We start from the raw sequence: 26,124 nt of genomic DNA on the forward strand, positions 1-26,124 counted from the left end.
GCTTCTACATGCCTGAATCCCCGAGATGGCTTATATTGCATGAAAAGTACGACAAGGCAATAGCCTCACTGAAACGTTTTAACTTGACTTTCGAGAAGAGGTTTATGGGCAATCTCATGCAGAAGTCCTTTTACACGGATTGGCCTGCCAATTCTTCAAAAATTATGTTGGTACGGAACTTAATATCTTTCCGGGATAGGGTATCTTCATCTTCTCAAGTATATGCCTGGCATTTTCTGACTCAGATCTGAGGGTAATTATACCATCTGCAGTTCTTACAGGTATTGCCTTCAGTTCTGATAACATATCTGAGATTACGGATACTGTCATCTCATTATTCATGGATTTCTCGAAAAGCCTTGCAATGAGGAGGGAAAGGACACAGATAAAAACATGGGCTTCAATCCTCTCTTCTTTACTGTGGTTTACCGGCCTGATTTCAAGGAATGATTTAATGGTTCTAAATGATCTTTCGATCCTCCACAGATCCTTGTATCCCTTAACAATATCCCCTATGGGAAGATCTGTATCCGTTACAATCATGAAACGGCCTGCAAGCCTCTTCTTCTCATCAATCCTTTTTGCATTTAACTCAGTTCCATTTGATTTGGTATATGGTTTGAGGCTTCCAAGAGCTTTGACAAGATCCTTTCCCTTCTTCCCTGATTTCATGATCTCCTTGACGATTGATACCTTCTCCTCCACATCTGCAATATCCTCGTTCTCCCTATCTTTGTTGTATATTGCTATGGCCCTCCTGTTTCCTGTTCTCTTGATCTCCCTCTTTCCCATATCCTTTGTATTCCATTTCACTTCCACTTCCCTTGCATATATTTCAATATCTTCCAGGTAATGTTCATCGTTGAAGGAGCATTCCTTCAATATATTCTTGTAGGGTTGATCCCACCTGTATACTGCTGTCACATACTCATTCTTATCCAGATATCTCAGTGATGGCCTCCTTCCAAAGGCACGGTCACCGAAGAATATAATTCTTTTCACATGGAACTTCTTCCTGAGGTCGTTATTCATGGGTTCAAGTGTTTTTGGATCTACTGTATTGCCAGGGAATACCTCATGGTGTATGGGTATGCCATCGGCCATCATCAGGCCTATGTTTATCTGTTTCTTTCCCCTCTTTTTGTCCCTGGAATATCCAAACAATACAAGATCATTCTTCTCCTTTCCCTCAAAGTATGTTGATGTGAGATCATAATATACCCTCTTCATATCAGGTTTCAGCATATTGACTATGGATGTTTCGATCTCATCCTTCATTGAGATCAGTTTATCAAGTGCAGAATATATCCTGTCCTTTGAAATGTTTTCTACTGGATATTCTGTCTTCTCCAGTATCCTGAGAAGGCCAATATCTGAGGATGGATTTACAAGCCTTGATACCACGGAGAGGAATATGATCCTGGAATAGTTTCCAAGCATTCTAAAAATATGGTCAATCCCAAGGTCACGGCAGAGTATTTCAGCTGCATATACCATGCCATACTCCCTTGGCGGCATGATATCCAGTGTTCTCAGATCTGCCTTTTCAACATGCAATTTCCTGTTTTCAAGGGCAAAGAGTTTTCTGTATTCCTCTATGTCTTTTTCTGTGTGGACAGGGCCAAGATGTTTCACTATCCTTGTTTTCTTTTTTCCATCTTCCACATAATCCTCTACAATCTGGGCATATTTTAGAAGGGATTTCCCCCTCTTTACACTGTTCACCCTGAGCCTCATACAGATATATTACATAATACTATATTAATGTTAAGACGTATAACCGTACCAACATAATATAGAATTTATCCTTGATAATAGGTGGTTTCAGAAATTTATAACTCGAAAGTCAAGTTTTAATATAACTGCACAGCTTTCAGATATTAAAAATACGCACAAAGTCTTAGTCGAAAAGGAAACAAAGATGAAGGCTACCCCTGGAATAAAAAGAGCTTTTGTCATAGTTGCTCTTTTCATGATGTTCCAGCAAATTACCGGTATAAATATTCCTTTCTATTATGGCCCCACAGTTATTGCAAACCTTCATATATTTGGCTCTACGTCAGGCACGTATCTCTCCAATGCTGTTTTTGGTATTGAAGCATCTTCGATCCTGGCCATAATTAACGTACTGGCAACCCTTATAGGATTCAGGCTTATAGACTCCTACGGTAGACGGTCTCTTGGACTTCTTGGGTATGCTGGCATGGCATTTTTTGATATACTTGGGACAGTACTCTACCTTTCCCATATAGAAATAGGATTACTCATAGGATTTGCAGGATTCATTGTATTCTTTGCTTTCGGCGTTGGTGGAACGGGGTGGTTAATACAGGGAGAATATTTCCCAACTCAGTATAGGGGGCTGTATGCCTCTCTCATAGCCGTGGTTGACTGGATTTCTAATTTTGCAATTATAGAGTTATTCCCTGTTATGCATATTGACATAGGGCTTGGATATACAATGGCTGTATTTGGAATACTCTCAATAATGGCTGTAATCACCTTCTACTTTATAATGCCGGAAACGAAAAACAAATCGGTAGAAGAAATTAATGATATGTTTGAGAAGAACCAGTTAAAAGATGTGAAAAATGCTGCAGAATCTGGAAAATCCCCAAATGCCGGAAACAAATAATTTTTTATAAACTCTATTTTTTTTAAATAAATTGATAATATTTCTAAAAAATATCCTTATATTTTAAAACGGTTCATCCTCCATGCCTGAAATCCGGATATATCAGCATTCCACCATCAACAACTATAGTAGTTCCGGTCATGTACTTTGCCATGTCACTGGCAGCGAATAATACCGCATTGGCAACATCCTGGGCATCTCCTGGAACTCCCATGGCTATTTTTTTATCCAAATCCCTTAGCATTTCAGGATCTTCCCACACAGATTTATTTATTCCAGTTTTTATTGCTCCTGGCGCAATTGAAATAACTCTGATCCCTTTGTCAGCAGTTTCCTGGGCCAGCGTTTTTGTAAGCATATCAAGCCCTGCCTTTGAACTGCAGTAAGCGCTGTATCCTTCCCATGGTATGTCTACGTGGTCAGATGTAATATTAATTATTACCCCACTACGTTTCTTTTCCATTCTCTGGACAGCCATTCTGGAACAGAAATATGGTCCGTAAAGATTTATTGATATTACACGTTTCCAGTCTTCTATTCTGTCTTCTCCCAGGAGTGACCGTACTCCATCTATTCCTGCCGAATTCACTAAGATGTCAACACTGCCCAAAGATGAGTCTATCTCAAGAAACATTTTCTGCACTGCATCCGGATCAGAAACATCCGCACTGAATGCCTTTGCCTTGCCTTTATTTTCAGTAATTTCACTGACAACCTCATCTGCCGCCGTTTGATTGCGACCATAATGTACAGCTACTGCTGCTCCTGCAGATGCTAAAGTGATAGCAATAGCCTTTCCTATTCCTCCACTTGCACCGGTGACAAGGGCGATTCTTCCAGTTAAATCCATGTTGTTCATTTCTGTCAATAAATCAATCTAATTAATGATATAAATATATGCTATGTTTTAAATATTCGTGGAAAATACTATGAAAGCTTTTATGAAACTTCTATGGAATATGCGCATTTGAAATCATTGCCCTTGTCCAGAGATAGAATTCCAATTCCATTGTGGTATGCATCAGGGGCACCTGTCATTGGTTCAATTGCTACAGCATTATTTCCTGCATGTTCACCATTATAAATTACAATATACGGCATGTTTTTCCTGATTATGGTAACAGAATGTGTTTTATCCCTCATGCTTATAGGTGCATTGAGATAAAAGCAGTTATCCAGTTTCATATTATTAATTTCCTTTCCATTATAGTTTACAGTGGTAGTAGTGCCATCAGGAAAATATTTGTCTGAATAATTTAACTTTTTCATTATTCCAGAATATGCTATGGAATATGCCCCATCTATGCTGAAGTATGGATGGAAACCTATTTCTACCGGGATCTTACCAGTGAGTGATTTCACACAAAAAGTTGTTTCAAATGAATTCTCGCTGAATTCATATCTGATCTTTATTTCTGCTTCTCCTGGATATGAATCGGACTGTAAATGCCTTGAAAACTCAATATAATTATCACCTTCGATGGAATCAAATATGAGATTCCTGACCAGTCCATGTATGCTATTTTTCCCATCATTGGAGGGAAGCTGGTAATTCCTGTTATCATATGTATATTCAGTATTCCTCACACGGTTTCCAAATGGAAATAAAACGGCAGCCCCTCCATGTGTGCTATTCCCATCCGGGCTTTTTCTGATTAGCTCTATTCCATCCTTCTCCAGATATTCAAGATAGGCCCCCTTGGAATCAAAACTTCCAGTGAAACCATTACATTCCATTTTCACCTGGCTCCCTCCGGGGAAATACCATGCAAAAGTGTGGAAAAGAATTGTGTAGTGAATCCCAATTCCCTGGCATATCTTACCATTTTTACCTTCTTTGTGCTTATATTCATCTTCTTTTCTCCTCCTTTTATAAGGATTGATTTCCCAGTGTGTATGCATCTCTCCTATCTAACTTCTGCCTTTCTTTCATATTTTCCAAGCCCCCTAATCAATTCCTGCGCTGCTCCTAAGGGAACAAATTTCCCCTCATGAGGTAGCAGACATATTGAAACATGATATAGTTTAAAACTGTGTCGTGTATATAAAAATTACTATTAAAAATTTCTCCCGTAAGGCAGGGGAGTCCAATGATTCCTTAAAATACGGGATATATGAATCGAGTGGAAAGGCACATAAAAATAATTACTGGCACACATCAGCGGAAATCTCAGAATATATAGAGTATTAGGGATTAACAATATCCTCCAGCTTAATAGGCGTGTTGACTACCCTGTTCCTGGTGATCAATTCTACTGCCCTGGCAAGTGCGGCCGGAGTTCCTATTGTAGGTGCCTCACCAAGCCCTTTTGCCTGATTTGGTGCAGGAGATCCGTTTTCAACCCATTTGATATGGCATCTGGGAGCATATTCGCTTTCGAGAATCCCGGCACTGGAAATGCTTGTGGTCATCAGTTGCCCATCCGGAGAATATTTGAGTGACTCAGAAAACATCTGCCCCACACCTTCAAGAGCACCTCCTGTTATCTGGGCTACAACGTTTACAGGGCTGAGCACGTGTCCCAGATCATAGTAACAGTACCAGTCCTTCATTGCTACTAGCCCATTATTCATTCTTTCTGCAGTAATCATGTTGAAATTCACTGAGTTCACATCGTAATCTATTTTGAGAAATTCATATGCACTGTAATTTCCCGATAACAATTTTTCAGGGCTGTATTTCCCGAATTTTTGTATAACCTGATCCCTAATTTTTTTTGCAGCGGCCATAAGGGCTGAAGCCCCGGCTATTGCAGTTCTGCTTCCCCAGCTTCCTACCCCATTTTCCATTTCAGAAGTATCACCGTTTTCCAGTGATATGAGATCCTGCTCAACCTGAAGGTCATTCTCAAGAATATTTTTCACAAAAAGTTCATGTCCCTGTCCATGTACATTCCCACCGAGCTGAACCCTAATTTTTCCTTCTGAAACATCTATTCTGGCACTCTCTCCGGGCCTGGATGCTGGGATGAGTACGAAGAATGCTATACCGGTTTTTTCCTCTCTCGATATCCTATTATAATCAACTTCCTTCAGAGCCTTCTCCAGGAAAGGCCGGGTAGCCTCCTTGACCGTTAGCCCTGTGGGCGATGTGAAAGGTTCTGTTGATGCATTTATAAGCCTCACCTCTGAAATGTCCATCTGGAGCCTGTCCGCCAGAAGATCCATCATTCTTTCCATAAAGAATGCGGCCTCCGGTCTCCCTGCTCCCCTGTATGGACCCATGGGCGCCTTATTTGTCAGCATTGAATATGCGCGCATATAAGCCTTTTCAATATGATAAGGTCCAGTAATCTGGTATGCTATAAACCTGGAAGCAAAACTTCCGGTTCCCGCATCATAGGCACCGGCATCAACATAAATATCTCCCTTTATTCCTGTTATTCTGCCGTCATTCCTTGCATAAATTTTTATCTTAGCCCTGGCACCACGTCCAGGATATGCTGCCTGCAGATGCTCGCTTCTGGTCTCTATCCATTTCACAGGCTTCCCATATTTCATGGATGCATAGGCCGCCATAACATATTCAGGATAGAAGGAACCCTTTACCCCGAAGGCTCCCCCAGTATCTGCCTGAATTACTCTTACATTCTCTGGTTCAAGGTTGAGTGCCTGGACAAGCCCTGCCTTGACTGACTGAACTGACTGTGTTGAAGCATAGAATGTCAGTTTTGAATCCCTATAATCAGCTATGCACCCCCTTGTTTCCATGGAGTTGGCTATTATCCTTTCATTGTAAAATGTATCCTCAAGTGTGAGGTCAAAGTCCACATCGTTTTCGTCAAAATCCTCTCCAAGATCGGCCTTTGCAAGTACATTGTCCTTAGTCCCACTGTGTATTGGTGATGCCTTCATTGATTCGTCTATACTTGATACCGCTTTCATTGGTTCATAATCCACAGAAACTGTACTTAGAAGATCCTCACTTTCATACCTGGTTTTTCCGAATACTGCGGCAATAGCCTGTCCTTCATAATTTACTTCATCAATGGCAAATACAGGTTCTAAATATACTGAATTAGAATCTCCACCAAGGGAAGCCATTTCTCCCATGGATGATTTATAAAACAGCTTCAATTCAGAGCCATTTAACCCACCCTTTACGTTCTTTATCCTGGCTTTCCCATAGGGGCTTCTGAAAACACTCATATAGAGCATACCATCAAGTGCCATGTCATCTATGTATTTTCCCATGCCATCAACATACCTGTCTCTGTAATCCATAGGGGCATATTGACTGGCACCTTTATTAATATTATTATTAATCATTCTAAACAAATAGTTTTTATTTTATTGGAAGAAGTTTCAAACAAAAACATAGTATTATATTTCACAGAAAAATATTCCACCATGGCTAATTGCGTGGCATATAATATAAGGCATGGCCTTAAATCGAATACCATGTGCGTCCCTCTTGAAATGCTGAATACAAGCCTTGACGACCTGTGTTCCAGTATAGAGAATATAAAGGTTTTTATTAATAAGTATGGTGAAAGCAATGGTGTGAATAAGGATGATGCCAATGTGGGTATAATTATAGTAAATACCGGGAAAAAGATAGTGGACATGTCATTTTCCCAGAATCTTGGCATAGACAAAAAGAAGGTTAATTCATCGCTGGAGAGTGCTGAAAAACAGACAGTATAAAGCTAAAGCCCAGTTCCCCAATACACCTTTTTGAACATAGAAAAAATAATTTATCTTTTCACCATATTTCCATATCTCACTACAAAATCGTTTATTTCTGGCTTTATCACCATGGCACAATAGGGATTTGACTGGTTATTCGCAAAATAATCATGATGGTAATCTTCTGCCTCATAGAACCGGTCCAATTTTTTAACTTCTGTTACTATGGGTTTTCTATAATTTTTCTGCTGCTCCTTGAGGAAGTCTTTAATCAGTTTTTCTTCAGCGTCGTCATTGTAAAGTATAATAGATCTGTACTGTGTCCCTATGTCATTCCCCTGCCTGTTCAATGATGTAGGGTCATGGGTTGCCATAAACAGTTCAAGAAGCTTTTCAAAACTAATGATATCAGGATCATAGAAAATCTTGACAACCTCAGCATGGCCGGTTTTGTCTGTGCACACCTGCCTGTACGTTGGATTATCAGCATGCCCTCCTGCGTAGCCAGGAATAACACTGTTAACTCCCCTGATCATTTTAAAAATAGCCTCACTGCACCAGAAACATCCTGTTCCAACAACTATGAATTTTTCAGCCATGGAAAAACATTGCCACGTGGATTATAAATATTATCTATACCCTATTGTATTTTCAGCAAATAATAAATACATACTGGCATTGAATTATAATGGAAAACGCATTGAAGGGAATAAGAATACTTGATATTACCCAGGCTATGTCAGGACCCTTTGCCACAATGCTTCTGGGAGACCTCGGCGCAGATGTGGTAAAGGTAGAGCCTCCAAATGGAGATCAGACCAGATCCTGGGCACCACCCTATATGAATGGTATTTCATCATATTTTATAAGCACAAACAGGAATAAAAAAAGCATTGCCATAGACCTGAAAACCGGGGATGGTAAAGAAATACTCCGGAGATTGATTGCACAATCAGACATACTGGTAGAAAACTTCAGGCCGGGCACTATGGAAAAACTTGGTTTTTCTTATGAGATGGCAAAAGCAATTAATCCAAAAATTATATACTGCAGCATATCTGGATATGGCCAGACCGGACCCATGAAAGATTATCCGGGATATGACCTTACAATACTGGCCATGAGTGGCCTTCTTGGCATAACCGGAAATCCGGATTCATCACCTGTAAAATTCGGGGTTCCCATAGGGGATATCACCACTGCACTCTTTGCCGCCGTCTCTATTCTTGCCGCACTGTATAGCAGGAAACAGTCAGGCGAGGGGCAGTATATAGACCTGTCAATGCTTGATTCAAATTTTCTCGTTCTCACACATCAGTTGCTCTCATACCTCTCCACAGGCAAAAATCCTGAAAAATTAGGTTCTGCACATTCAAGCATTGCTCCTTACCAGGCATACAGGACAATGAATGGTTATATAGTAATAACCGTGGGAACAGACAGGCTCTGGGAGAAGTTTTGCAGTGCGATTTCGCCAGAACTAATAGAACGCAAAGAATTCAAAACCAACGTTGACAGGGTATCTCACAGGGATGTGCTGGAAAAGGAAATTGAAAATTTGCTGAAAGACAAAACTACATATGAAGCCTATAGCATACTGGTGAAAAATGGAATCCCCTGCGCACCTGTAAACATGGTTAGCGATGCAGTAAATAATAGCCAGATAAAATTCCGGGAAATGGTTCTGTCCATGGAAACCGATTACGGAAAAATTACACTTGCCGGAACACCATTCAAGATGTCACGAACTCCAGGAGAAGTTAAGATACCACCACCGTGGCTGGGAGAGGGAAATGATGAGATACTTTTTAAGTTAGGTTATGCCGGAAAAGAGATACAGGAATTTTATCGTAATAATGTTATCTTCAGGCGGAAAAAAGATGACTAATATCTACTGTCAATCATACCTGAACTTAATCAGTTTCAGATCTTTCATAAATTCTTTTATGATATATTTTGGAAGATCCATCCCAGCCTCCTGCGACTTCAAACACAGATCTACAGTTTCCTGATGCGTTAGACTTACAGATTTTCCCGATCTGCTGTATAAAACCATGTACCCGAGATCATCACAAATCATAAATCTATAATGCAACAGTGGATTATAATATTTGTATTATGAAGCTTTAAATACATAATAAAATTGTACATTTATGGAATATACTAAATTGGGATATACAGATTTAAGAGTTTCAAAACTCTGCCTTGGCGGTATGTCATTTGGAAAGGCCAAATGGATGGCAGACCCTGAAGCCTCAAAGAAAATAATAAAAAAAGCTATAGATTTTGGAATAAATTTTATTGACACTGCAAATTTATACTCATCCGGAGACTCAGAGAAGATTATCGGAGAGGCTATTAGCGGATACCGGAATGAGCTGGTTATAAGTACCAAGGGCGGGGGAAAAATAAATGACTTTACGCAGGGCTTCAGCAGGACAGTACTTCTCAACGAAATAAGGAATAGCCTCAAAAACCTGAGAACAGATTACATAGATATATATTTCCTGCACACCATATTTGACAGTGTGGATTTCAGGGATACAGCAAGGACTCTTTCTAACTTTATTTCCTCTGGAAAGGCCGGATATGTAGGATTGAGTAATTTTACCGGATATCAGGTTGCTGAATTTTATACAGTAATGGATATGCAGGAAAACATCCGCCCTGCCATAGTTCAGAATCATTACAATGCAGTATACAGGGAGGATGAAAGGGACGTAATACCCTTCTGTGAAAAGCACGGAATTGCATATTCACCCTTCTCTCCAATAGCCGCTGGTTTCCTTTCCGGAAAATACAAAAGGGGTTCAGAAAATGAAACTACACGGACAAAGACATATCCTGTCATGAAGGAGAGGTATTTCAGCGATGCCGATTTTGATGTACTGGATAGTATTGAAGAAATAGCCAAAAACAGGGGCATAAACGTATCACAGCTGGCACTTGCCTACGTCCTGAACAAGGGATTCATACCGGTTATTGGTGCAACAAAGCCTGAATATATTGAGGATGATATGGCTGCATTGGACATTAAACTAAGCAAAGAAGAAATGGAATTAATAGAAAAAAGGTACATACCACACAGAATTGTGAAAGGCACAGCAGGTTACTGATTCCCTTTATTATTTCTGTTTATTGCATCAGTGAAAAGTTCTATCAACTGCTTATCCACAACATCAGCATCAAACATTTTCATAGCAATTTCACGTCTCAACATTTTCTCCTTATAATAATCCATTTTGTTTCTCTCCTTTATGGATTTTATTCTTTCTATTTCCTTTATGAAGTTTTTTGGATTCCTGGGAACAGCCACACCGAAAATATTATCCTGCCTGACTATGTACCTCGGACCCATTGAGGTTGCTGAAACTATAAGGTAAAGTCCTGAGGCCAGCCCCTCTATTGCAGAAATAGAAAGTGACTCATTTATGGAAGGGACTATCATTACATCGCTTCCAGCAAGGAGCATGATCTTTTCCTGTGCAGATACATATCCATGGATCACAGTATTTTTATTTTTCAATTTCTGGAGTCTTTCCATATATGGACCTTTTCCTATTATGTGAAGATTTATATCTGCCCTTTTTTCCAGTTCGAGCAACATATCAACTCCCTTGCTCCCCATGAGCCTGCCAAGATACACTACAGCGAATTCTTCGTTGTTAAAACAGCCATAATTGCTGAATTTAACATTGTTATATGGAATTTCTCTTATATATGACGGGTCACATTTAATTCTTGCATAGTACTGTGCCTGGTATTTATTCTGCACATGTATAAAAAATTTCATTTTGTTTTTCAATAATTTACGGAATATCATCTTTGTTAATATTTTTGAATAGGCCTTTGATGCGAAGCCATACATATCCAGGACCTCAAAGAATGTTCCATGGTTCCCCAGTATCACAGTTTTGCCCTCTTTCATTAACCTGTAACCCACATTCCTGAACATTATTGTAGGAGAAATAAAATAATAGACATCGAAATCCTTTATTTTTTCGTATATGCGGTTATATGTGTATAGGCCTGTAAGTCCCATTGAAAGTATGTGGGAAATTTTAAGCACCGGGCCTGTTGCCATTATATCAAAGGTAAATGCACTGGGAACATAATGGAATATGTATTCTCCAGCCTTTTCCTCGTAGCCCTTTGGAATGCCTGTGCCAAAGAGTGTAACATCATAGCCCTGGCGTACAAATAGTTCTGCGATATCACGGGCATTAGCCTCACCTCCACCTGCGAATTCTAAGTTCATTGATCCTACTATAGCCATTCTCAAATATCCACTGAGCCATAATTGGTGGATTATATTTTAAATATTCTATAGATAAAATAATTCCAGTACAGTAACCTCATAATAACAATGGAGAAGCTTATAATACGATTGACCTAAATATATTAATTTTCACTACTTTATAAAATCTCCTGGGCGATTTCAACCTGAAATGTTAATAAAATTATTATCTACGCGAGACTATTACATGAAATCTATAAAATAGCTCTGTTTAGAAATCTTATCAATATTTACAGGTATTCAGGATAATATGATTATGACGTTAGATTGACCTGTAATTTATAATTCTCAATGATATGCAATACGTATATTATGATTTTCTTCCATCACATCTACTTTAAATATTAACATAGAATTTACTCTTATGGTGCTTTATGCAGAGGATATAATGAAGAAGAACTGCCAGATTGTAGATGGAAACACCAGTGCCCTTGAAGGTTCAAAAATGATGGCAGAGAAACAGCAGGGCTATATAATAGTGAGTAATGAAAACATACCTGCTGGCATAGTTACAGAATGGGATTATATAAATAAGATTCTCTCAAAAGAGGCTGACGCATCAAAAGTTCCACTGAGGGAAATAATGACAACACCCCTCACATCTGTTACCTCAGATACACCTATGGAGAAGGTTGCGAATCTAATGGCAAAGAAAGGGATAAGAAGACTACTGGTTATAGACAAGGGTAAAATATCAGGTATAATAACATCAAGAGACATACTTAAATTCTTCAGTGAACACGTAGCAGACATGGTTGAAATAGCATCAAAATTTGGAATTAGATAATGGTGACATCCTCCCCAAGCTAACGCATGGGACTTCCCGCTTATATGTTAAACCTTTTCCGGAATAGCTGCGATTCTTTTTATCCTGTTATCCCTCACATTAAACGCAACAGATATGGCTATCAGTAATGCCATAGGCACCAGAGTCACATAGATAGCAATTTTTATGTTATATAATTCAGATATCAGACCGAAAATAAAAGGTATTATAAAGGCAATCACGTCCATAATAAGCAGAAATACTGAATAAATGATGTTCATATACTCCATGTCCACACTGGCTGCAATGTATGAAGTTGAAAGAGGAAATATGGACCCGTGTGGAAATCCAAGTATCAAGAGCGCTGCAATAAACATTATCACACCTGTGTCTATGCCTATCAGAAGATAGCCCAGGATACTGGCTGCAAATGCTGCATACATTAGAAATTCCTTATTGCGCACCTGCCTGATTGACAGTATGACCCTTGAAAGGAATGAAATTCCAAAGAATAAGGTAAGAAGATAAAGAAAAGTGCTTGGTGCTATTCCATCGTATTCCTTTCCAATTATGCTTCCATAGGTAATTAGAAGTATAAACGGAAATGCATATGATATATTTCCAAACATGGCAAAAAGAACTTTTCCCTGTTTTAAGGATGTTGATGCCCTGCTTATAATTTCCTTAAATGACCTTGTTTTTGTTGATCTGGCCGGTATATGGATCTTAAGGGACAGTACATACATCATTACTGAAGAGGAAAATGCTATGAAAAAGAATATGAGAAAAGCATATCTTACATTTATGGACGACAATATCAGGCCTTCCACCAGCACCCCGAATATAAGGCTCAGGGATAAAGCTGAAGTGTATGCTGCTATATATCTGTCTCTTTTCTCCGGCGCGGCTATGGCATTTGTAATTGTCATCAGAAGCGGCTGCACCACTCCCATGGAAAATCCAGTTATACCGGAAAGGATAAGGACCTCGTAAATATTTTTTGAAAATATATACACAAATATTCCAATTGTCATAATGGCCAGGAATGCAAATACAATCTTTGGGTCTTGTCAACACTAATTCTTCCGTTAACAAAAATATTGGATGCCATTGCACCAATTCCATAAAGGGTTGCAGTAAGCCCTACGAAGAACACATCGGCATTTATGACATATTTTGTAAATATAGGGACAACTGTCATCAGCATATTTGTTGAGGACCTCATTGTGAATGTTACAGATAAAAGCATGAGAAAATTAACCAGCACCATTGTATTTGCAGTTGTTTTCATATTATCCTAATTGCAAATGAATATTTAATCTTTGAAAATACGTTTTCTTATGAAAGTTTTTATTATTTCACGGTATAAACTTCTATGATAAAAAAAGTAGCAGTAATAGGTTCGGGAATCATGGGACAGGGCATAGCGCAGGTATTTATCAGGAATGAACTGGATACACTCCTTATTGATATAAATGACCAGATTCTAGAAAATGCAAGGAAAAATATCAGTGATGGTAAATTCGGACTGGCCAGGCTTGTGGAAAAGGGAACAATATCAGAAATCCAGAAAGCGGAGTACATGAAAAACCTTAAAATTTCTACAAATTATGGCATGCTCAGCGACAGGCATTTTGTCATAGAAGCTGTCCCTGAAATTATGTCACTGAAATTGAAAGTTATGGAAAGCATAGAGAAAAACATACCGGATGAATCAATAATAGCATCCAACACTTCGGGGATAATGATATCTGAAATAGGAATGAATATAAAAAACAAATCAAGGCTTATTGGAATGCACTGGTTCAATCCGGCACCTGTGATGAAACTCATAGAAGTTGTTAAAACCCGTTTCACCTCTGATAATACAGTGAATACTGTTCTGGAGATGGCAAGATCCATGGGCAAAGAACCTGTAGTAGTAAAGGATTATCCCGGTTTTTTCACTACTAACTTTGTTCATTCATGGCTGGTGGAATCCCTGCGGCTATATGAAAAGGGGATAGCCAGCAAGGAGGATATAGACAAAATGGTAAAACTGGGTTTTGGATTCCCCATGGGGCCGTTTGAGCTTATGGATACCATTGGCCTTGATACCGTGAAAGAGATAGGGGATTACCTGTATTCAGAAACTGGAGACGAAAAGAAGCTTCCACCACCAATGCTTAAGGAAATGGTTTATGCAGGATACAAGGGAAGCAAAAAAGTTAAAATGAACAGCAATGGGGGATGGTACGATTTATAATTTTATAAATTTGCTCTTATAACACGTAATGCATTGTTGAAGAGTACGTCTTCTGAGTGGCTTCCTATCATATCTTTCAATTTTTCTATTGCGTTTACATCTGCGAATCCCTCGGGTGTTTTAGGTATACCCAGAAAATCGGTACCCAGGCTCACATGTCTCCATCCAAAATTATCCCCAAGGTATGTTATGCTTGCTATTATACCATCAATATCCGGTGTTATCAGGGAATCCCTTATACCTGTTATCCCCATGACACCGTCAGTTTCTACTATTGCTTTTATTGATTCCTCATCAATATTCCTCTGATGGTTTTTCAGAGCCTTAAAATTTGTGTGGGAATCCAGTACCGGCCTGGATGAAACTTCGCAGGCATCCAGTATTGTTTTTTTCCAGCATGGGCCAAATCTATAATTATTCCATAGCTATTGCAAAGTTTTATGAGGTCTTCCCCGTATCCTGTAAGCCCGTAATCCTTTTTTGAATAGCATGAAGATGCAAATTTTGTATCATAGTTCCATGTAAGTCCCAAATTTCTTAATCCCATTGAATAGAATAAGCCTATATCCTCAGGTCTATTGACTATGTCCGTCCCCTCCATGGATATGAGAAAATTAATTCCTTTGTCTATGCCTTCCCTGCCACGGAGAATATTTATGCCGTATTTTTCTGATATTTCCCTGTAATAACTGAACTGCTGATAAGCTAATGTTATATTCGGTATTGATGTTCCATATGCGTTTCCATACTGCATATTTACATGTGGAAAAACCACAGAGAAAATAATTGAACCGGGGAATGCCTTAAGCATATCAATTCCTGACTGCTCATTTCCATGTATGACATCCCTGTACATAGATGAATAGGCTATGTCCTCGTGCAAATCTATAAATTTCATAAAAATGGAATGTAACGTGTCTAATTAAATTATTCCTTTGTTATTTCATGGAAGAGATGTGGCACAATTTCACTTATTATGCTGTAGGCTATCCCCTGTGCATCCTCTGAGCCTGGAAGGGTAAAGATTATTTTTTTCCGGTAAATAAAGAGTGAGGCATCGGACAAATATGGGAATATGCCTCCAGATTTCTCCCTGAAAAGCTGTCCGAATCCTGGCATTTCTTTTTCAGCAATTTTCCTGATAGCCATGGATGTCTGATCCAGCCGTGATACCCCCGTACCGCCAATATAAATAAAAACATCAGTACTGTTATAGTATCCAAAGAATTCAGAAAGTATCTGTAATTCATCATCCTTTACCAGTGATCTTGAACAGTTGACACCAATAAACGATTCCATAGCATCCCCGGATCTGTCTGTTTCTTTTGTTCTGGTCGATGATACAGTTATTATTCTGTATTTTAGTCTGTATTCATGTTCCTCATGATGTATATGAATCACCCTTTCTCTTATACACAACATTAATATTGCCTATAGATGTGTTAGGATAATTTCCAGTCTCATCCTTTTCAAGGTATTTTACCATATCCCATATTGTAAGAAGTGCAACCTGCACACCGTTTATTGCCTCCATTTCCACTCCTGTTCTGTATATAGCCTTCACCCTGCATGTAACTATTATTTTTGCCTCATCAATTTCAAAGTTGAAATCTATTGACATTACAGGGACGGGATGGCAATAGGGTATCATTCCGGATGTATTCTTTACTGCCATTGTTCCGGCTATTTTGGCAGTCTCTATAGTGTCCCCTTTTTTTACCCGGTTTTCCCTGTATCAGCTTTATCGTTTCCTTATTGAGCTTTATGGTCCCGGTAGCCATTGCCTCCCTGCTAATAATGTTCTTGTCTGTAATATCTATCATAACATTAACATGCTGTTTTCATACTAAAATCTTTATGGCTTTACACAAAAATCTGGGGAAAGAAAGCCAGGGAGTTTATGATATGAATGAATTCCAGAAAATACAGGAAGTCTTAGGTACAGATAATACATAAACAGAATAAAGCAACAATTGTTACATCAAAAGCAAATATAAATTTATAAACGGATATTCTATCTCCCTTAATGAGTCTGACACAATCAATGGCAAGATACAAAAAGGCATATAAAAATTACAGGCATATTATGCTTGATATTGCTACAAAGAAAGAGCATATAAAGATAATAGCAAGAAATGGGAAAGATTCATTCTGGAACAGGCAAAAAACATATCTCTATGCCCTCTGCGTAGAAAACAGCCTTTGCAATGGAGATCTTGATTTTTTTACCTTTGAAAACTCTGTAGTCCCTGGATGCATGAATTTTAAGTACAAATCTGGCCAGCTATTTATGTGCAATATGGACCAGAACCATAACTTTCTCGGTACATTCGGCGCTAACGAATATGCATTTTTAAACGTACCCGAAGAGATAGTTCTTGATATAGGCAGCAAAGTTGGGGATTCTCCCATATATTTTACATTGAACGGGGCTAAAAATGTCATAGCCGTGCCTGAAGCATCTTTTCATGAAATATTGTTAAAGAATGTAAAGGCAAATGACCTGGAAAATAGGATATCCGTATCCAGTGCAACATACTGTGGTGGTGAGAAAGACCTTTCTCTTAAGGAACTTGCAGAAAAATATAAAATAGACAGTGGAGTACTGAAGGTTGATGGAGAAAATTCCATAAAGAAGTTAATATCAGAAGACAATGAGGTACTTAAAATTTTTAAAAGGATTCAGGTATTGTTTGAAGGATCACCAGACGACATTGAAAAGAAGTTGCAGGACGCAGGATTCAAGACACACATAGAGAAAAGGGCATTGAAGGATGGCACAGATAACACAGGCTTTGTCTGTGCTGAATTATAATAATTTTTTATTTTAAGAAAGATTTTAAACTTATTGTAAATATACAATTGATGACCGGCAAGAGAAAAGCCATTTTTGTAGATCGGGATGGAACACTGAATTATGATAAGGGATACACTCATAACCTATCAGACCTGAAGATATATGATGATATTATACCTCTCCTGATAGACTATTATGAAAAAAATTTCCTCATCATTGTTATAACAAATCAGTCCGGAATAGGAAGGGGATACTACACCGTCGAGGAAATGGAATCATTCAACCGTGAAATTGCAAAGGAGCTTATATATAAAGGTATAAAAATAGAGGATTTCTTTTACTGTCCTCACACACCGGATCAGGGATGCAGATGCAGAAAACCGGAGACTGGACTAATTGAGGAAGCGGCCATAAAATATGATATTGATATAAGCAATTCGGTTGTCATTGGTGACAGGGAAAGCGTGGATGGGGAAATGGCCAGAAAACTTGGAATGAAATTTATAAAGGTGCACGGATATGATTAATTTTTAATTATATCAAATGCCCTGTTTTCAGGCTCACCAGAAGCTTTCAGAATATAATCAACATAGAGCCTGGCAGATTCCTGGTCTCCGTCCTTCAGGAAAACTATGCCCATCCCGTTGCTGCCGGCATCATAATACCTGAAAAAGCTCCCCCAAAACTCATTCTCAAATACCGGTGACCCATTCTGTGATAGTGGAATAAGATCGTTGACAGAATTGATAATCAGAAGCGGGTTGCGAAGTGATTCCGTTCCTGTAACCAGTGAAGCCCATAGTTTAGATGCGAGGGCAGTGGCATCAGCCGCAGAGTTCACAATTCTCCGGTCATAGTATTCTGCACTGATATCAAACCTTTTAATGCTGAAACTTATATTTCCATTTATGAGGCTTTTAAACGGGTCAAATTTTGCCGTATTCAATATTGCTATTTCCCTTCCGGTTTTTTCGGCATTATCTATTATCCTTGCTGCCAGTCCTATTTTCCCATCTCCTGAAGGTCCAGCAATCAATGTGGTTTTTTCTCCTCCTGCTATGGCATTTAGCATCTCTGCCTTCGTGTCCAGCACTATGGCTGTGTCCGACTCTTCACGCTGGAAATCCAAAAATCCGGTACTGGATTGTTGTGGTGCAGCTATTTTAGGATCCTTAGTGCTATAATCCAGTTCCAGGAAATCCTCAATTTTTGCCTTGTATGTATACAGTGTTTTTTTACTGCCCATCATCAGTGGTTTTCTGATATTTCCAGAATACAGGCGGTATTTTTTGCCTCTTATCTCCTTCCAGTTAAGGTCAGTCTTAATGCAATTCTGAATAGTAGCCAGGATTACATTATTCAAATCCTCATCGGGTTTTTTCTTCATAAATTTATCATTTCTCTGCATGAATATTATCTTTACAAGATATTTGTCTTCCTGGAGCACATACTGATCCTTTACTGGCTTTTTATTATAATACATGAACCAGAACATAATTCCCTGACCATCTGCCAGTTTTTCAATTACTTCCTTTATATTGTTGAATTCTACTCCAATATCGTAGTAATCCTTTTCTTTTCTGCTTTCTGAGACAAAATAATGATTCATAAGGGGCATGGCATCTATGGGATCAAGTTCTACTGATTGTTTTATGAAGGAAAATCTTGTATTTGTATTCAGAAACACATGGATTCTGTTCTCTTTATTAAAGTAGAAAAGGCCGAATTTCTGCCCTATAATACTATAAAGCTTCTTATTATATACAGAATCTGTAGACCCATTTATAACTTCATACCACGCCATTTAAATGCACAATACTTATAATATTCATTCATACTTAAATTTTGTCATCCAAATGTCATACTATATTGAAATATTAAACCCCTATGATCCACAAAATAAAGGTGTAAAATGTCTAAAACATCGAGAATTGCAGGTTAATACATTCATAATCACTAAAAATCATTACTTGTTATCTTTATTGCCAATTCTTTATAGGAGGGAATATGTTGACTGGTTGAAGGTTTAAATTTTCCCGATTCTACCAGCTCTATTGCATTCCTTAATACACGTACAGTTTCATCAATATTGTTAATATCTACAATTTGCAAACCGTATTTTATAAAATCTTTTGCACATCCCGCATCACTGGATATTACAAGCATACCCATTGATAGTGCTTCAAGTCGACTGAGAGCAAAACTTTCGCATTTAGAGAATAGACAGAATATAGAGGAAGTTGTATATTTATTAATTAACTCGGTGCCATATATCTCCCCTAGAAACTTTACCACATCAGAAAGGCCATATTTAGTTATTCTGTCCTGTAAAATTTTAAGATATTCCAAGTTCTCAATGGAGCCTATTATTTCCAATAACCATTCTGGATAATTTAAATGAACCTTATGAAAAACGTCTATTAGTATGTCTATGCCTTTAATCTCTACAACTCTTGCCACAGTGATAATTGTTCTCGATCGTTCTGTCGAAAAATTTTTTTGGATAAAATTGTTCGAAATGCTGTTTGGAACTACCCTTAACTTGTTTTTAACCTGTGGGATTTTTGAAAATACCTCATACCCACAGGTTGATTCTGTAATAATTCTGGAAAAAATTAGAGATAAGGAAAAATATGACAAACTGTCTATAATTTTTGTGATGACGCCCATAGATGATCGATAGGTTCCATCGCTATCCAGCTTTACTATTAGTTTTGTAGTATAACCATGAAAAAACGTCCAAATTCTGTACGATATTCCAATAATCCATGTTATAGGAAATCTTGTGTATGATATAAAAATATCAGGTCGTTCGTTTTTAAGAATTTTAATAACTTTTTTATACTCGATAAAATCAAATAAATTTTTCAATGTTCTCGCGAAAAGATTTTTAGATGAGGTTACTGTAATAATAGTATCATGAGTAAATTTGCCTGTTTCGAATACCCTTACTCCAGTCTTTTCATAGCTATGGGATTTTAAAACTCCGACAATAAGTCCAGAATCGTAACCTGCTTCCATAAAACCAATGGGTATTTGACCTGGTGCTTTCTGTTCGTGAACATTCATGAATTCTGAATATGGTTTATACAGAATGAACTTAGGCATATGGCTGAAATGTTTGTCTGATATTTCAAGATTTATATCCACTAATCTACCCAACGAAAAAGGAACACGTGAGTTCTAATTTTTTAGTAATAGGAAAATAATTATTTTTTTGACTCACAACCCAAAATACTGGATATTTGAACATTTATGCTGCGTGACATACGTATCGCACATATATGACATTTTCAAAAACTATGCGTTCGATTCCAAAAACTATAATCCATAAACATAATGAGAAGTCATCATTAATCTAAGAATATGTGATTGAAATAGATCATACAACAATACTTATAGAATGATACATTATCTTTATCATTAATGCGTGTTATAGGGGCGTTTTCAAATGTTTTCACTGGGAATTGATCTTGGAACCAGCAATACGGTTGCAGCCGTTACAGTTCTTTCAGAGGGGCAATATAAAACTGTTATGATTCCCCTATCCGGTGGCAGGACAGGTATTTCACTCAGAAGCTCTGTATCATTTGACAGGTCAGACATAATGTATACAGGAGTGGAAGCCGAAAAGATGAAAAAACAATATCCAGATGGCAATGCATCTGGCTTTAAGGTTCGGATGGGAACTGAATATCTATACAGTGCCAATGGAAACTTTCACTCACCGGTTGAACTGAGTGCTATAATACTGGAACGGGTAAAAACTGAGGCTGAAAAATATATGAATTCGAAGCTTAGAGACGCCGTTATAGCCGTTCCTGCATATTTCAACCACAATCAGAGGAATGCAACCAGGGAGGCAGCCACTATAGCTGGAATAAGGGTAAAGCAGCTTGTCAGTGAGCCCACAGCTGCTGCAATATCATACTGGAATAGAGTCAGAACCAAAGAGGCAAAAAACATCCTTGTTTTTGACATGGGTTCCGGAACAACAGATGTAAGCGTTGTAAGAGCCCAGGGAAGATATTTCAAAGTTTTGGGAACCTATGGCAATACCAGGCTAGGCGGATCTGACATGGACAGGCAAATAGAGGATAAAATGAAATTATTCCTGAGAAGGTTAAGTGTAATACCTTATCCCGCAGGGCTCAGAAGCGAGGCTGAAAAATTGAAGATCAAACTTTCAAGGCATGAATCAGCCGAGGTTTTACTGGGTCCTGAAAAAATTAAATATACCATGTCTTCGAGGCAACTAAATGAAATTGTTGAAAGAATGTTGCCTGATATCTATAAATGCATAGATACAGCCATATCAAATTCCGGGATAAGCAGAAGCAGAATAAATATTCTTATACTGACTGGTGGTTCAGCAAGAATACCATTTCTATTTCATTCCATAGAGGATTACCTCTCAATCAGGGCAGTTAAAAATATTGATCCGGAAACTGCAGTTGCCATTGGGTCCTCCATACTGGCCTCTGGGTTTATAAATGGAGACAATGGTGAAATATCAAGAATAAAATTAAATGATGTTGTTCCAATGTCCCTGGGGAGTGTGGTGCTCAACGATATAGCAGTTACTATGATCCCCGCAAACACTCCAATACCATGCAGTAATACCAGGCCATTTACCACAATTAGAGATTATCAGAAGGAGATAGAGGTAAAGGTGGTTCAGGGTGAACGGCCAATGGGTTCAGACAACATACAGATAGGGATTTTTCGTTTATCCGGCATAAAGCCCGCACCCAGGGGTGAGGTCTCTATAAACGTAACATACAGTGTGGACAAAAATGGAATACTGACCGTAACTGCAAGGGATGAGGATACAGGATCAAGCAGGGAGATAACAATAGACAATTCAATGCAGCATAACCCTGAGGAAATCCAGGAAATGAAGGATAAGGTAAAGAGATACTTCAAGGCGGACTCTGAAAGGAAAAAGATGGCTGAAATTATGAACAGGTCAGAACAACTGCTGCATGACCTTAAGGGAATAGCAAACAGGCAGCTTTCATCTGAAACTGTCTACTATAATATCAATGTGGATATACTGAGGGTGAGCAAAGCCATTAAAAGTAATAATATTAGGCTCCTGTCACAATTAACGGAAAAACTTGAGCTGGAATATGGATTAAAAAATAGTCTATAATGATTCTAGGTATTCTTTAGATTCATTATAAAACTCCATTTCCTTCTGTTTATGCTCAGTGGGATGATGTGAACCTATTATCCGTGGATCATCCACGGATTCAAGAAATTCATTTAAAAGAGATTTATCCGATGACATTGCCATGAGTGAAGGCCCAGTATCCCCAGTGATATAGATGCCTGCATTCTTTTTAGAGAATTTTATAAAATTCTTCATAAGTGCGATGCTTTCCGGTGTCTGGATCACGTTTCCCCTTGACATAAGCACGGAGTTTAGATCGAACATTTCCTCCATTGCCCTTCGCATCAGGTCTTCTATCTTAAAATCTTCATCTATAATTTCATTTATCCTCCTATATTTCCTATCCAACCATGAATCATAGAACGGTGATTTGACCACTTCAGAATGGGCATCTGATGTCTGGTAATCAATATTCTTTGGAAAAATGGCATAGTTTATTTTTTCCGGGTAAGTGGGTATTTTAACGGCAAATGAGTCTTCCTCCATAATTCCCGGATAGGAAAGCCATATGGAAGGCCCATTTATCGCTGCACGAGTTCCTGATCCGGATACCAGGCGGGCATACCTTGAAACGAAGTTGTCATCTCCTCCAGCCTTATGCCCAAAAACATTTTTTATCAGGCATCTGGAAACGGCGGACGCAACGGCGGATGATTCACTTAAACCCTTCGCTTCATCGTATTTTCTGTACCTTTTGATATAAAATTTAAAACTTCCTCTGACTCCAGTGTTTTTTCTGAATATTTCAAGAGGTTTTCTATATCTTTCAATATATCTGTCGGCTTGTTTACCATCAAGAATAACTGAGTCAGAGTTTTCCCTTTTTGTATACATGCATGCACTGTACACAAGTGAGAAATCCGTATTGAATGATATTGAGGGGTTATATGCGATTTTATAATAATCATCATAATATCCTAAGAATTTCTCAAAGGCCTTAATTGGATAACTGTACCCTATAGAAATTTTATCAGGTTCCAATTCTGGATTGTAATTCTCAAGCTTTCTGTATAAACCTTTTTCAATTAATTTTCGTTTTATGTTTTCCCCTTCAAATTTATAGTCCATATAACCTTATAATATCATAAATTAAAAACTTCACATAAAACCTATCCATAGTAGAAGTATACCTATGAACTCAGCATAATAAAGAAAGACAGGTATGGCAGCAATATACAGGGTTCCGGCTATGGCGACTATTATTACCCCAGCAATAATACTCAATAGCTTCTTGCTGTGGAATTTTTTGTAGCTTATTGCAGCAATAAGAACTATAAATACTGCAGCAGGAAATGTAACAAATGATGATGATATCACAATACCCACTGGCAGGATACCAAATACTATATGATGGTCTATTATATTTCCAATTGGATAGATAATCAGTGTGACAATAAGAAAAATTGTGGCCAAAATAGAATATATGTAATAATAATTTAAAAATTTCTTATTTCCATAGAGTGCAAAGGAACCCAGCGCAAGGAATTGTACGAGGACTGCAACAAGAAATAGATACAAATCAATAAGGAATCTTGAATATATATTGTTTGCCATAACTATTTCGAGCAATACCGCTAGGGTAAACACAATAAGGCCGGCAGACCAGTACAATAAGTTCAATTGTTTTTTTGCTATGTATTTTCTTAAAATGAAGAATGTTAAGCCTGCGCTCAAGATGAATATAACAATGGTAGAAAAGGTTACAAATGATTCTGAAACGACTGAAACCATACATCTACATAGTGACATCCTCCCCAAGCTAACGCATGGGGCTTCCCGCTTCAACAACTCAACTTGCATTGCAGAGGTTGAGCCTCTACGGGCATAAAATCGGCGACAGTCCGTGCCTACTCTTTTTATTATAACTTAATAGACTATAAAATTTGCGCTTTCATCGCCTCTCTAACGAAATGGGACTTCCCGCTTATATGTTAAATTATAATATAAATATAATCAATAATCTTTATGTTAATGTTCAATATTTTTGGCCTCTGAAAAGACAACTTTGCCTGACATCAATTTTTCCTCGCTTAACCGTTGCTCCCTTGCATCGGAATAGTAGGAAGTATTAAAACTTGAGACAATATCCACACTTCTCGATGTAATAGTATTTGTCCTGACTCCACCTTCCTCACTTCTGGGATACACTATTATCGAATCACCCTGGAAATCATCTGAGACAGAGTTTACTGATATAATAGGTATCCTATTTTCAAGAGACCTAGTTTCAACATACAAATGCCATTCTCTGTGAAAGTCCTTTCTTATAAGTGAAGGATTGAATATTATATCACAGTGGTTTCTGAATAAGTATCGAGGGTAATCGGGAAAATCAAGGTCATAACAAACAAGTATGCCTATTCTCAGTCCTTCAACATCAAATATTTTTATGGTATTTCCTGGTGTATATTTTAAACTTTCAGCCCTGTATAAATTGATCTTGTCCTGACAGCCAACTATTTCGCCATTATGAAGTAAAAACGATCTGTTATAAAGAGACCCTTCATTATAAGAGATGCTTCCTAGAATTATTGTATTTTTTATCTTTACTGATTCCAGAATTTTATTCAAGGAATCCTCATTTACCTTGGTTGTTATAAATTTTTCCGGAAACACCAGAATTTCGTTATTGTCAACCTTAAGCGAGGAGAGATATTCCAATGCACTTTCTAAAGGCATTCTCGGTGATTGTATTCCCCTTATGCTGATATCCATATTTTTTGATATTGGCACATTATTTTAATCTTTATGGTTTAGAAATTTCCTAAATTGTATTGCGTCATCCCTGGTGTCAATATCTATAAGGATGTTGCTACTTATCTCCATACCTGAAAAATCATTACTGTGCCTTAAGACTATTGACTTGGCTCCCTTATCGCCCTTAAGTTCAAGAATTTCTTCAAAATATTGTCTGGAAAATATGACGGGGCTTATTATGGTTCCATTATTTATAAATCCTGATATTCCTTTCCCGGAGGATTTATAATATTCTATGAGGCTATTCAAGGCACTGGGATCTAAAAGTGGCATATCGCCAGGTATTATCATTGCAGCATCACTGTTAGGAGAGATATTCTCTATCCCATGAACAATAGATGTTGACATCCCTTTTTCAAAATCTTTATTCCAGACTGTTTTGAATCCCTTATCTATGGAATATTTCTCTATTTCTTTATTTCTCAGAACTATTATGCGTTCCTGAAAATTCGAGTTGGAAACATTGTCGATAATATATGAGATAATGGGTTTTAAATTTACTTTATATAACAATTTGTTTGAATTGAATCGTATGGATTTCCCCGATGCCAGAATAATGGCGGAAACATTTACCATCTTATAAACCCATTAATATTACGGATATAATTTTTATCAAGAATACATCTTTTTGATAACTATGTTCTTTATTTACTTCAAAAAATCTATATCTATATATTTGGATTTTCGCCTTATAAATTCAATGTTTGTATCGGGGGAATATTTATATATTTTTTTAAATATTTTAACATATAGAAATATAATGGTAAAAGTCCAATAATAACGTTTTCTAACTTTCGCATTTCGCATAAAAAATACAAGATT

Annotated in this window: 26 protein-coding genes and 1 pseudogene; 9 read left to right on the forward strand and 18 right to left on the reverse strand. The window is 37.8% G+C overall.

The features are described from left to right. Nucleotides 1-162: 162 nt before the first annotated feature. A complete protein-coding gene (locus AMDU4_RS05670; protein WP_021787025.1) occupies nt 163-1,737 on the reverse strand; it encodes an IS1634 family transposase in 1,575 nt (524 codons plus the stop codon). Between the two features lie 121 nt (nt 1,738-1,858). On the opposite strand from AMDU4_RS05670, the gene AMDU4_RS05675 reads away from it, so the two are divergent. Continuing rightward, nucleotides 1,859-2,635, forward strand: a complete 777-nt coding sequence (locus AMDU4_RS05675) for an MFS transporter (protein ID WP_290704327.1) — start codon at nt 1,859-1,861, stop codon at nt 2,633-2,635. A gap of 73 nt (nt 2,636-2,708) precedes the next feature. Here AMDU4_RS05675 and AMDU4_RS05680 read toward each other — a convergent pair whose 3' ends face one another. The 3 genes from AMDU4_RS05680 to AMDU4_RS05690 all read right to left on the reverse strand — a co-directional run bounded on the left by AMDU4_RS05680 (nt 2,709) and on the right by AMDU4_RS05690 (nt 6,859). Further along, a complete protein-coding gene (locus AMDU4_RS05680) occupies nt 2,709-3,494 on the reverse strand; it encodes a glucose 1-dehydrogenase (protein WP_021787027.1) in 786 nt (261 codons plus the stop codon). Nucleotides 3,495-3,574: 80 nt separating this feature from the next. Beyond that, nucleotides 3,575-4,372 carry an aldose 1-epimerase gene (locus AMDU4_RS05685; RefSeq protein ID WP_290704330.1) on the reverse strand — a complete coding sequence of 266 codons (798 nt, stop codon included), beginning with the start codon at nt 4,370-4,372 and terminating at the stop codon, nt 3,575-3,577. 450 nt (nt 4,373-4,822) lie between these two features. Continuing rightward, on the reverse strand, nt 4,823-6,859 hold the full coding sequence (locus tag AMDU4_RS05690; RefSeq protein ID WP_290704311.1) for a molybdopterin cofactor-binding domain-containing protein: 2,037 nt from the start codon (nt 6,857-6,859) through the stop codon (nt 4,823-4,825). A 69-nt stretch (nt 6,860-6,928) separates the two neighbouring features. Between AMDU4_RS05690 and AMDU4_RS05695 the strand changes: the two genes are divergently transcribed. Beyond that, nucleotides 6,929-7,282: a TA0956 family protein gene (locus AMDU4_RS05695; protein ID WP_021787030.1), complete on the forward strand. Its 354-nt coding sequence runs from the start codon at nt 6,929-6,931 to the stop codon at nt 7,280-7,282. 50 nt (nt 7,283-7,332) lie between these two features. Here AMDU4_RS05695 and msrA read toward each other — a convergent pair whose 3' ends face one another. After that, the gene (gene msrA, locus AMDU4_RS05700; protein ID WP_021787031.1) at nt 7,333-7,863 is read right to left on the reverse strand and encodes a peptide-methionine (S)-S-oxide reductase MsrA; all 531 of its coding nucleotides are present in this window, start codon (nt 7,861-7,863) and stop codon (nt 7,333-7,335) included. Nucleotides 7,864-7,952: 89 nt separating this feature from the next. Here msrA and AMDU4_RS05705 point away from each other — a divergent pair, with 89 nt between their 5' ends. Continuing rightward, on the forward strand, nt 7,953-9,152 hold the full coding sequence (locus tag AMDU4_RS05705) for a CaiB/BaiF CoA-transferase family protein (protein WP_021787032.1): 1,200 nt from the start codon (nt 7,953-7,955) through the stop codon (nt 9,150-9,152). A 9-nt stretch (nt 9,153-9,161) separates the two neighbouring features. Here the strand turns inward: AMDU4_RS05705 and AMDU4_RS05710 are convergent, their stop codons facing one another. Further along, nucleotides 9,162-9,344 carry a hypothetical protein gene (locus AMDU4_RS05710; RefSeq protein ID WP_021787033.1) on the reverse strand — a complete coding sequence of 61 codons (183 nt, stop codon included), beginning with the start codon at nt 9,342-9,344 and terminating at the stop codon, nt 9,162-9,164. Between the two features lie 73 nt (nt 9,345-9,417). Here AMDU4_RS05710 and AMDU4_RS05715 point away from each other — a divergent pair, with 73 nt between their 5' ends. Beyond that, nucleotides 9,418-10,380: an aldo/keto reductase gene (locus AMDU4_RS05715; RefSeq protein ID WP_021787034.1), complete on the forward strand. Its 963-nt coding sequence runs from the start codon at nt 9,418-9,420 to the stop codon at nt 10,378-10,380. Here AMDU4_RS05715 and AMDU4_RS05720 read toward each other — a convergent pair. Then, a complete protein-coding gene (locus AMDU4_RS05720) occupies nt 10,374-11,540 on the reverse strand; it encodes a glycosyltransferase family 4 protein (RefSeq protein WP_021787035.1) in 1,167 nt (388 codons plus the stop codon). The genes AMDU4_RS05715 and AMDU4_RS05720 overlap by 7 nt on opposite strands. Nucleotides 11,541-11,925: 385 nt before the next feature. Between AMDU4_RS05720 and AMDU4_RS05725 the strand changes: the two genes are divergently transcribed. Continuing rightward, complete coding sequence (locus AMDU4_RS05725) at nt 11,926-12,348, forward strand: cyclic nucleotide-binding/CBS domain-containing protein (RefSeq protein ID WP_021787036.1); 423 nt, start codon at nt 11,926-11,928, stop codon at nt 12,346-12,348. 47 nt (nt 12,349-12,395) lie between these two features. On the opposite strand, the gene AMDU4_RS05730 is transcribed toward AMDU4_RS05725, so the two are convergent. Both AMDU4_RS05730 and AMDU4_RS05735 read right to left on the reverse strand, forming a co-directional pair. Continuing rightward, nucleotides 12,396-13,361, reverse strand: coding sequence for an MFS transporter (locus tag AMDU4_RS05730; RefSeq protein ID WP_021787037.1), 966 nt, complete (start codon nt 13,359-13,361; stop codon nt 12,396-12,398). After that, nucleotides 13,358-13,618: a hypothetical protein gene (locus AMDU4_RS05735; protein ID WP_021787038.1), complete on the reverse strand. Its 261-nt coding sequence runs from the start codon at nt 13,616-13,618 to the stop codon at nt 13,358-13,360. The genes AMDU4_RS05730 and AMDU4_RS05735 overlap by 4 nt, the downstream gene beginning before the upstream one ends. Nucleotides 13,619-13,702: 84 nt before the next feature. Here AMDU4_RS05735 and AMDU4_RS05740 point away from each other — a divergent pair, with 84 nt between their 5' ends. Next, nucleotides 13,703-14,572 carry a 3-hydroxyacyl-CoA dehydrogenase NAD-binding domain-containing protein gene (locus tag AMDU4_RS05740; RefSeq protein WP_021787039.1) on the forward strand — a complete coding sequence of 290 codons (870 nt, stop codon included), beginning with the start codon at nt 13,703-13,705 and terminating at the stop codon, nt 14,570-14,572. Between the two features lie 2 nt (nt 14,573-14,574). Here the strand turns inward: AMDU4_RS05740 and AMDU4_RS14065 are convergent. The 3 genes and pseudogenes from AMDU4_RS14065 to AMDU4_RS05760 all read right to left on the reverse strand — a co-directional run bounded on the left by AMDU4_RS14065 (nt 14,575) and on the right by AMDU4_RS05760 (nt 16,247). Then, a pseudogene (locus AMDU4_RS14065) lies at nt 14,575-15,470 on the reverse strand (dipeptidase). Between the two features lie 29 nt (nt 15,471-15,499). Further along, complete coding sequence (locus AMDU4_RS05755; RefSeq protein WP_290704314.1) at nt 15,500-15,973, reverse strand: molybdopterin-binding protein; 474 nt, start codon at nt 15,971-15,973, stop codon at nt 15,500-15,502. Then, nucleotides 15,954-16,247: a cyclic pyranopterin monophosphate synthase MoaC gene (locus AMDU4_RS05760; RefSeq protein ID WP_021787043.1), complete on the reverse strand. Its 294-nt coding sequence runs from the start codon at nt 16,245-16,247 to the stop codon at nt 15,954-15,956. The genes AMDU4_RS05755 and AMDU4_RS05760 overlap by 20 nt, the downstream gene beginning before the upstream one ends. 351 nt (nt 16,248-16,598) lie before the next feature. Between AMDU4_RS05760 and AMDU4_RS05765 the strand changes: the two genes are divergently transcribed. Continuing rightward, nucleotides 16,599-17,387 carry an SAM-dependent methyltransferase gene (locus AMDU4_RS05765; protein ID WP_021787044.1) on the forward strand — a complete coding sequence of 263 codons (789 nt, stop codon included), beginning with the start codon at nt 16,599-16,601 and terminating at the stop codon, nt 17,385-17,387. A gap of 50 nt (nt 17,388-17,437) precedes the next feature. Continuing rightward, on the forward strand, nt 17,438-17,896 hold the full coding sequence (locus tag AMDU4_RS05770) for an HAD-IIIA family hydrolase (RefSeq protein WP_021787045.1): 459 nt from the start codon (nt 17,438-17,440) through the stop codon (nt 17,894-17,896). On the opposite strand, the gene AMDU4_RS05775 is transcribed toward AMDU4_RS05770, so the two are convergent. Both AMDU4_RS05775 and AMDU4_RS05780 read right to left on the reverse strand, forming a co-directional pair. After that, the gene (locus tag AMDU4_RS05775) at nt 17,893-19,173 is read right to left on the reverse strand and encodes a hypothetical protein (protein ID WP_021787046.1); all 1,281 of its coding nucleotides are present in this window, start codon (nt 19,171-19,173) and stop codon (nt 17,893-17,895) included. The two genes, AMDU4_RS05770 and AMDU4_RS05775, sit on opposite strands and share 4 nt — an antisense overlap. A gap of 152 nt (nt 19,174-19,325) precedes the next feature. Beyond that, entirely contained in the window at nt 19,326-20,519 is a 1,194-nt protein-coding gene (locus AMDU4_RS05780) for a glycosyltransferase (protein WP_290704317.1), read from the reverse strand. A gap of 301 nt (nt 20,520-20,820) precedes the next feature. On the opposite strand from AMDU4_RS05780, the gene AMDU4_RS05785 reads away from it, so the two are divergent. Continuing rightward, nucleotides 20,821-22,524 (forward strand): Hsp70 family protein, encoded by a 1,704-nt coding sequence (locus tag AMDU4_RS05785; protein ID WP_021787049.1) that lies wholly within the window; start codon nt 20,821-20,823, stop codon nt 22,522-22,524. Here the strand turns inward: AMDU4_RS05785 and AMDU4_RS05790 are convergent. From AMDU4_RS05790 to AMDU4_RS05805, 4 genes are all read right to left on the reverse strand, one after another. Beyond that, on the reverse strand, nt 22,519-23,613 hold the full coding sequence (locus tag AMDU4_RS05790; protein ID WP_021787050.1) for a hypothetical protein: 1,095 nt from the start codon (nt 23,611-23,613) through the stop codon (nt 22,519-22,521). The genes AMDU4_RS05785 and AMDU4_RS05790 overlap by 6 nt on opposite strands. Nucleotides 23,614-23,643: 30 nt before the next feature. Further along, nucleotides 23,644-24,276 carry a hypothetical protein gene (locus tag AMDU4_RS05795; RefSeq protein WP_290704321.1) on the reverse strand — a complete coding sequence of 211 codons (633 nt, stop codon included), beginning with the start codon at nt 24,274-24,276 and terminating at the stop codon, nt 23,644-23,646. 237 nt (nt 24,277-24,513) lie between these two features. Beyond that, nucleotides 24,514-25,260 (reverse strand): carbon-nitrogen hydrolase family protein, encoded by a 747-nt coding sequence (locus AMDU4_RS05800; protein WP_021787052.1) that lies wholly within the window; start codon nt 25,258-25,260, stop codon nt 24,514-24,516. A 24-nt stretch (nt 25,261-25,284) separates the two neighbouring features. Further along, complete coding sequence (locus tag AMDU4_RS05805; protein WP_021787053.1) at nt 25,285-25,878, reverse strand: nucleotidyltransferase family protein; 594 nt, start codon at nt 25,876-25,878, stop codon at nt 25,285-25,287. Nucleotides 25,879-26,124 lie beyond the last annotated feature (246 nt).

The sequence above is a fragment of the Ferroplasma sp. Type II genome (genome assembly GCF_000496155.1).

Bases quoted from the DNA above. Each gene is read 5' to 3' on its own strand.
- AMDU4_RS05670 (WP_021787025.1), bottom strand. From the start codon at position 1,737: ATGAGGCTCAGGGTGAACAGTGTAAAGAGGGGGAAATCCCTTCTAAAA.
- AMDU4_RS05680 (WP_021787027.1), bottom strand. From the start codon at position 3,494: ATGAACAACATGGATTTAACTGGAAGAATCGCCCTTGTCACCGGTGCA.
- AMDU4_RS05685 (WP_290704330.1), bottom strand. From the start codon at position 4,372: ATGGAATGTAATGGTTTCACTGGAAGTTTTGATTCCAAGGGGGCCTAT.
- AMDU4_RS05690 (WP_290704311.1), bottom strand. From the start codon at position 6,859: ATGGATTACAGAGACAGGTATGTTGATGGCATGGGAAAATACATAGAT.
- msrA (WP_021787031.1), bottom strand. From the start codon at position 7,863: ATGGCTGAAAAATTCATAGTTGTTGGAACAGGATGTTTCTGGTGCAGT.
- AMDU4_RS05705 (WP_021787032.1), top strand. From the start codon at position 7,953: ATGGAAAACGCATTGAAGGGAATAAGAATACTTGATATTACCCAGGCT.
- AMDU4_RS05710 (WP_021787033.1), bottom strand. From the start codon at position 9,344: ATGATTTGTGATGATCTCGGGTACATGGTTTTATACAGCAGATCGGGA.
- AMDU4_RS05715 (WP_021787034.1), top strand. From the start codon at position 9,418: ATGGAATATACTAAATTGGGATATACAGATTTAAGAGTTTCAAAACTC.
- AMDU4_RS05720 (WP_021787035.1), bottom strand. From the start codon at position 11,540: ATGGCTATAGTAGGATCAATGAACTTAGAATTCGCAGGTGGAGGTGAG.
- AMDU4_RS05725 (WP_021787036.1), top strand. From the start codon at position 11,926: ATGGTGCTTTATGCAGAGGATATAATGAAGAAGAACTGCCAGATTGTA.
- AMDU4_RS05730 (WP_021787037.1), bottom strand. From the start codon at position 13,361: ATGACAATTGGAATATTTGTGTATATATTTTCAAAAAATATTTACGAG.
- AMDU4_RS05735 (WP_021787038.1), bottom strand. From the start codon at position 13,618: ATGAAAACAACTGCAAATACAATGGTGCTGGTTAATTTTCTCATGCTT.
- AMDU4_RS05740 (WP_021787039.1), top strand. From the start codon at position 13,703: ATGATAAAAAAAGTAGCAGTAATAGGTTCGGGAATCATGGGACAGGGC.
- AMDU4_RS05760 (WP_021787043.1), bottom strand. From the start codon at position 16,247: ATGGCAGTAAAGAATACATCCGGAATGATACCCTATTGCCATCCCGTC.
- AMDU4_RS05765 (WP_021787044.1), top strand. From the start codon at position 16,599: ATGAGTCTGACACAATCAATGGCAAGATACAAAAAGGCATATAAAAAT.
- AMDU4_RS05770 (WP_021787045.1), top strand. From the start codon at position 17,438: ATGACCGGCAAGAGAAAAGCCATTTTTGTAGATCGGGATGGAACACTG.
- AMDU4_RS05775 (WP_021787046.1), bottom strand. From the start codon at position 19,173: ATGGCGTGGTATGAAGTTATAAATGGGTCTACAGATTCTGTATATAAT.
- AMDU4_RS05785 (WP_021787049.1), top strand. From the start codon at position 20,821: ATGTTTTCACTGGGAATTGATCTTGGAACCAGCAATACGGTTGCAGCC.
- AMDU4_RS05790 (WP_021787050.1), bottom strand. From the start codon at position 23,613: ATGGACTATAAATTTGAAGGGGAAAACATAAAACGAAAATTAATTGAA.
- AMDU4_RS05795 (WP_290704321.1), bottom strand. From the start codon at position 24,276: ATGGTTTCAGTCGTTTCAGAATCATTTGTAACCTTTTCTACCATTGTT.
- AMDU4_RS05800 (WP_021787052.1), bottom strand. From the start codon at position 25,260: ATGGATATCAGCATAAGGGGAATACAATCACCGAGAATGCCTTTAGAA.
- AMDU4_RS05805 (WP_021787053.1), bottom strand. From the start codon at position 25,878: ATGGTAAATGTTTCCGCCATTATTCTGGCATCGGGGAAATCCATACGA.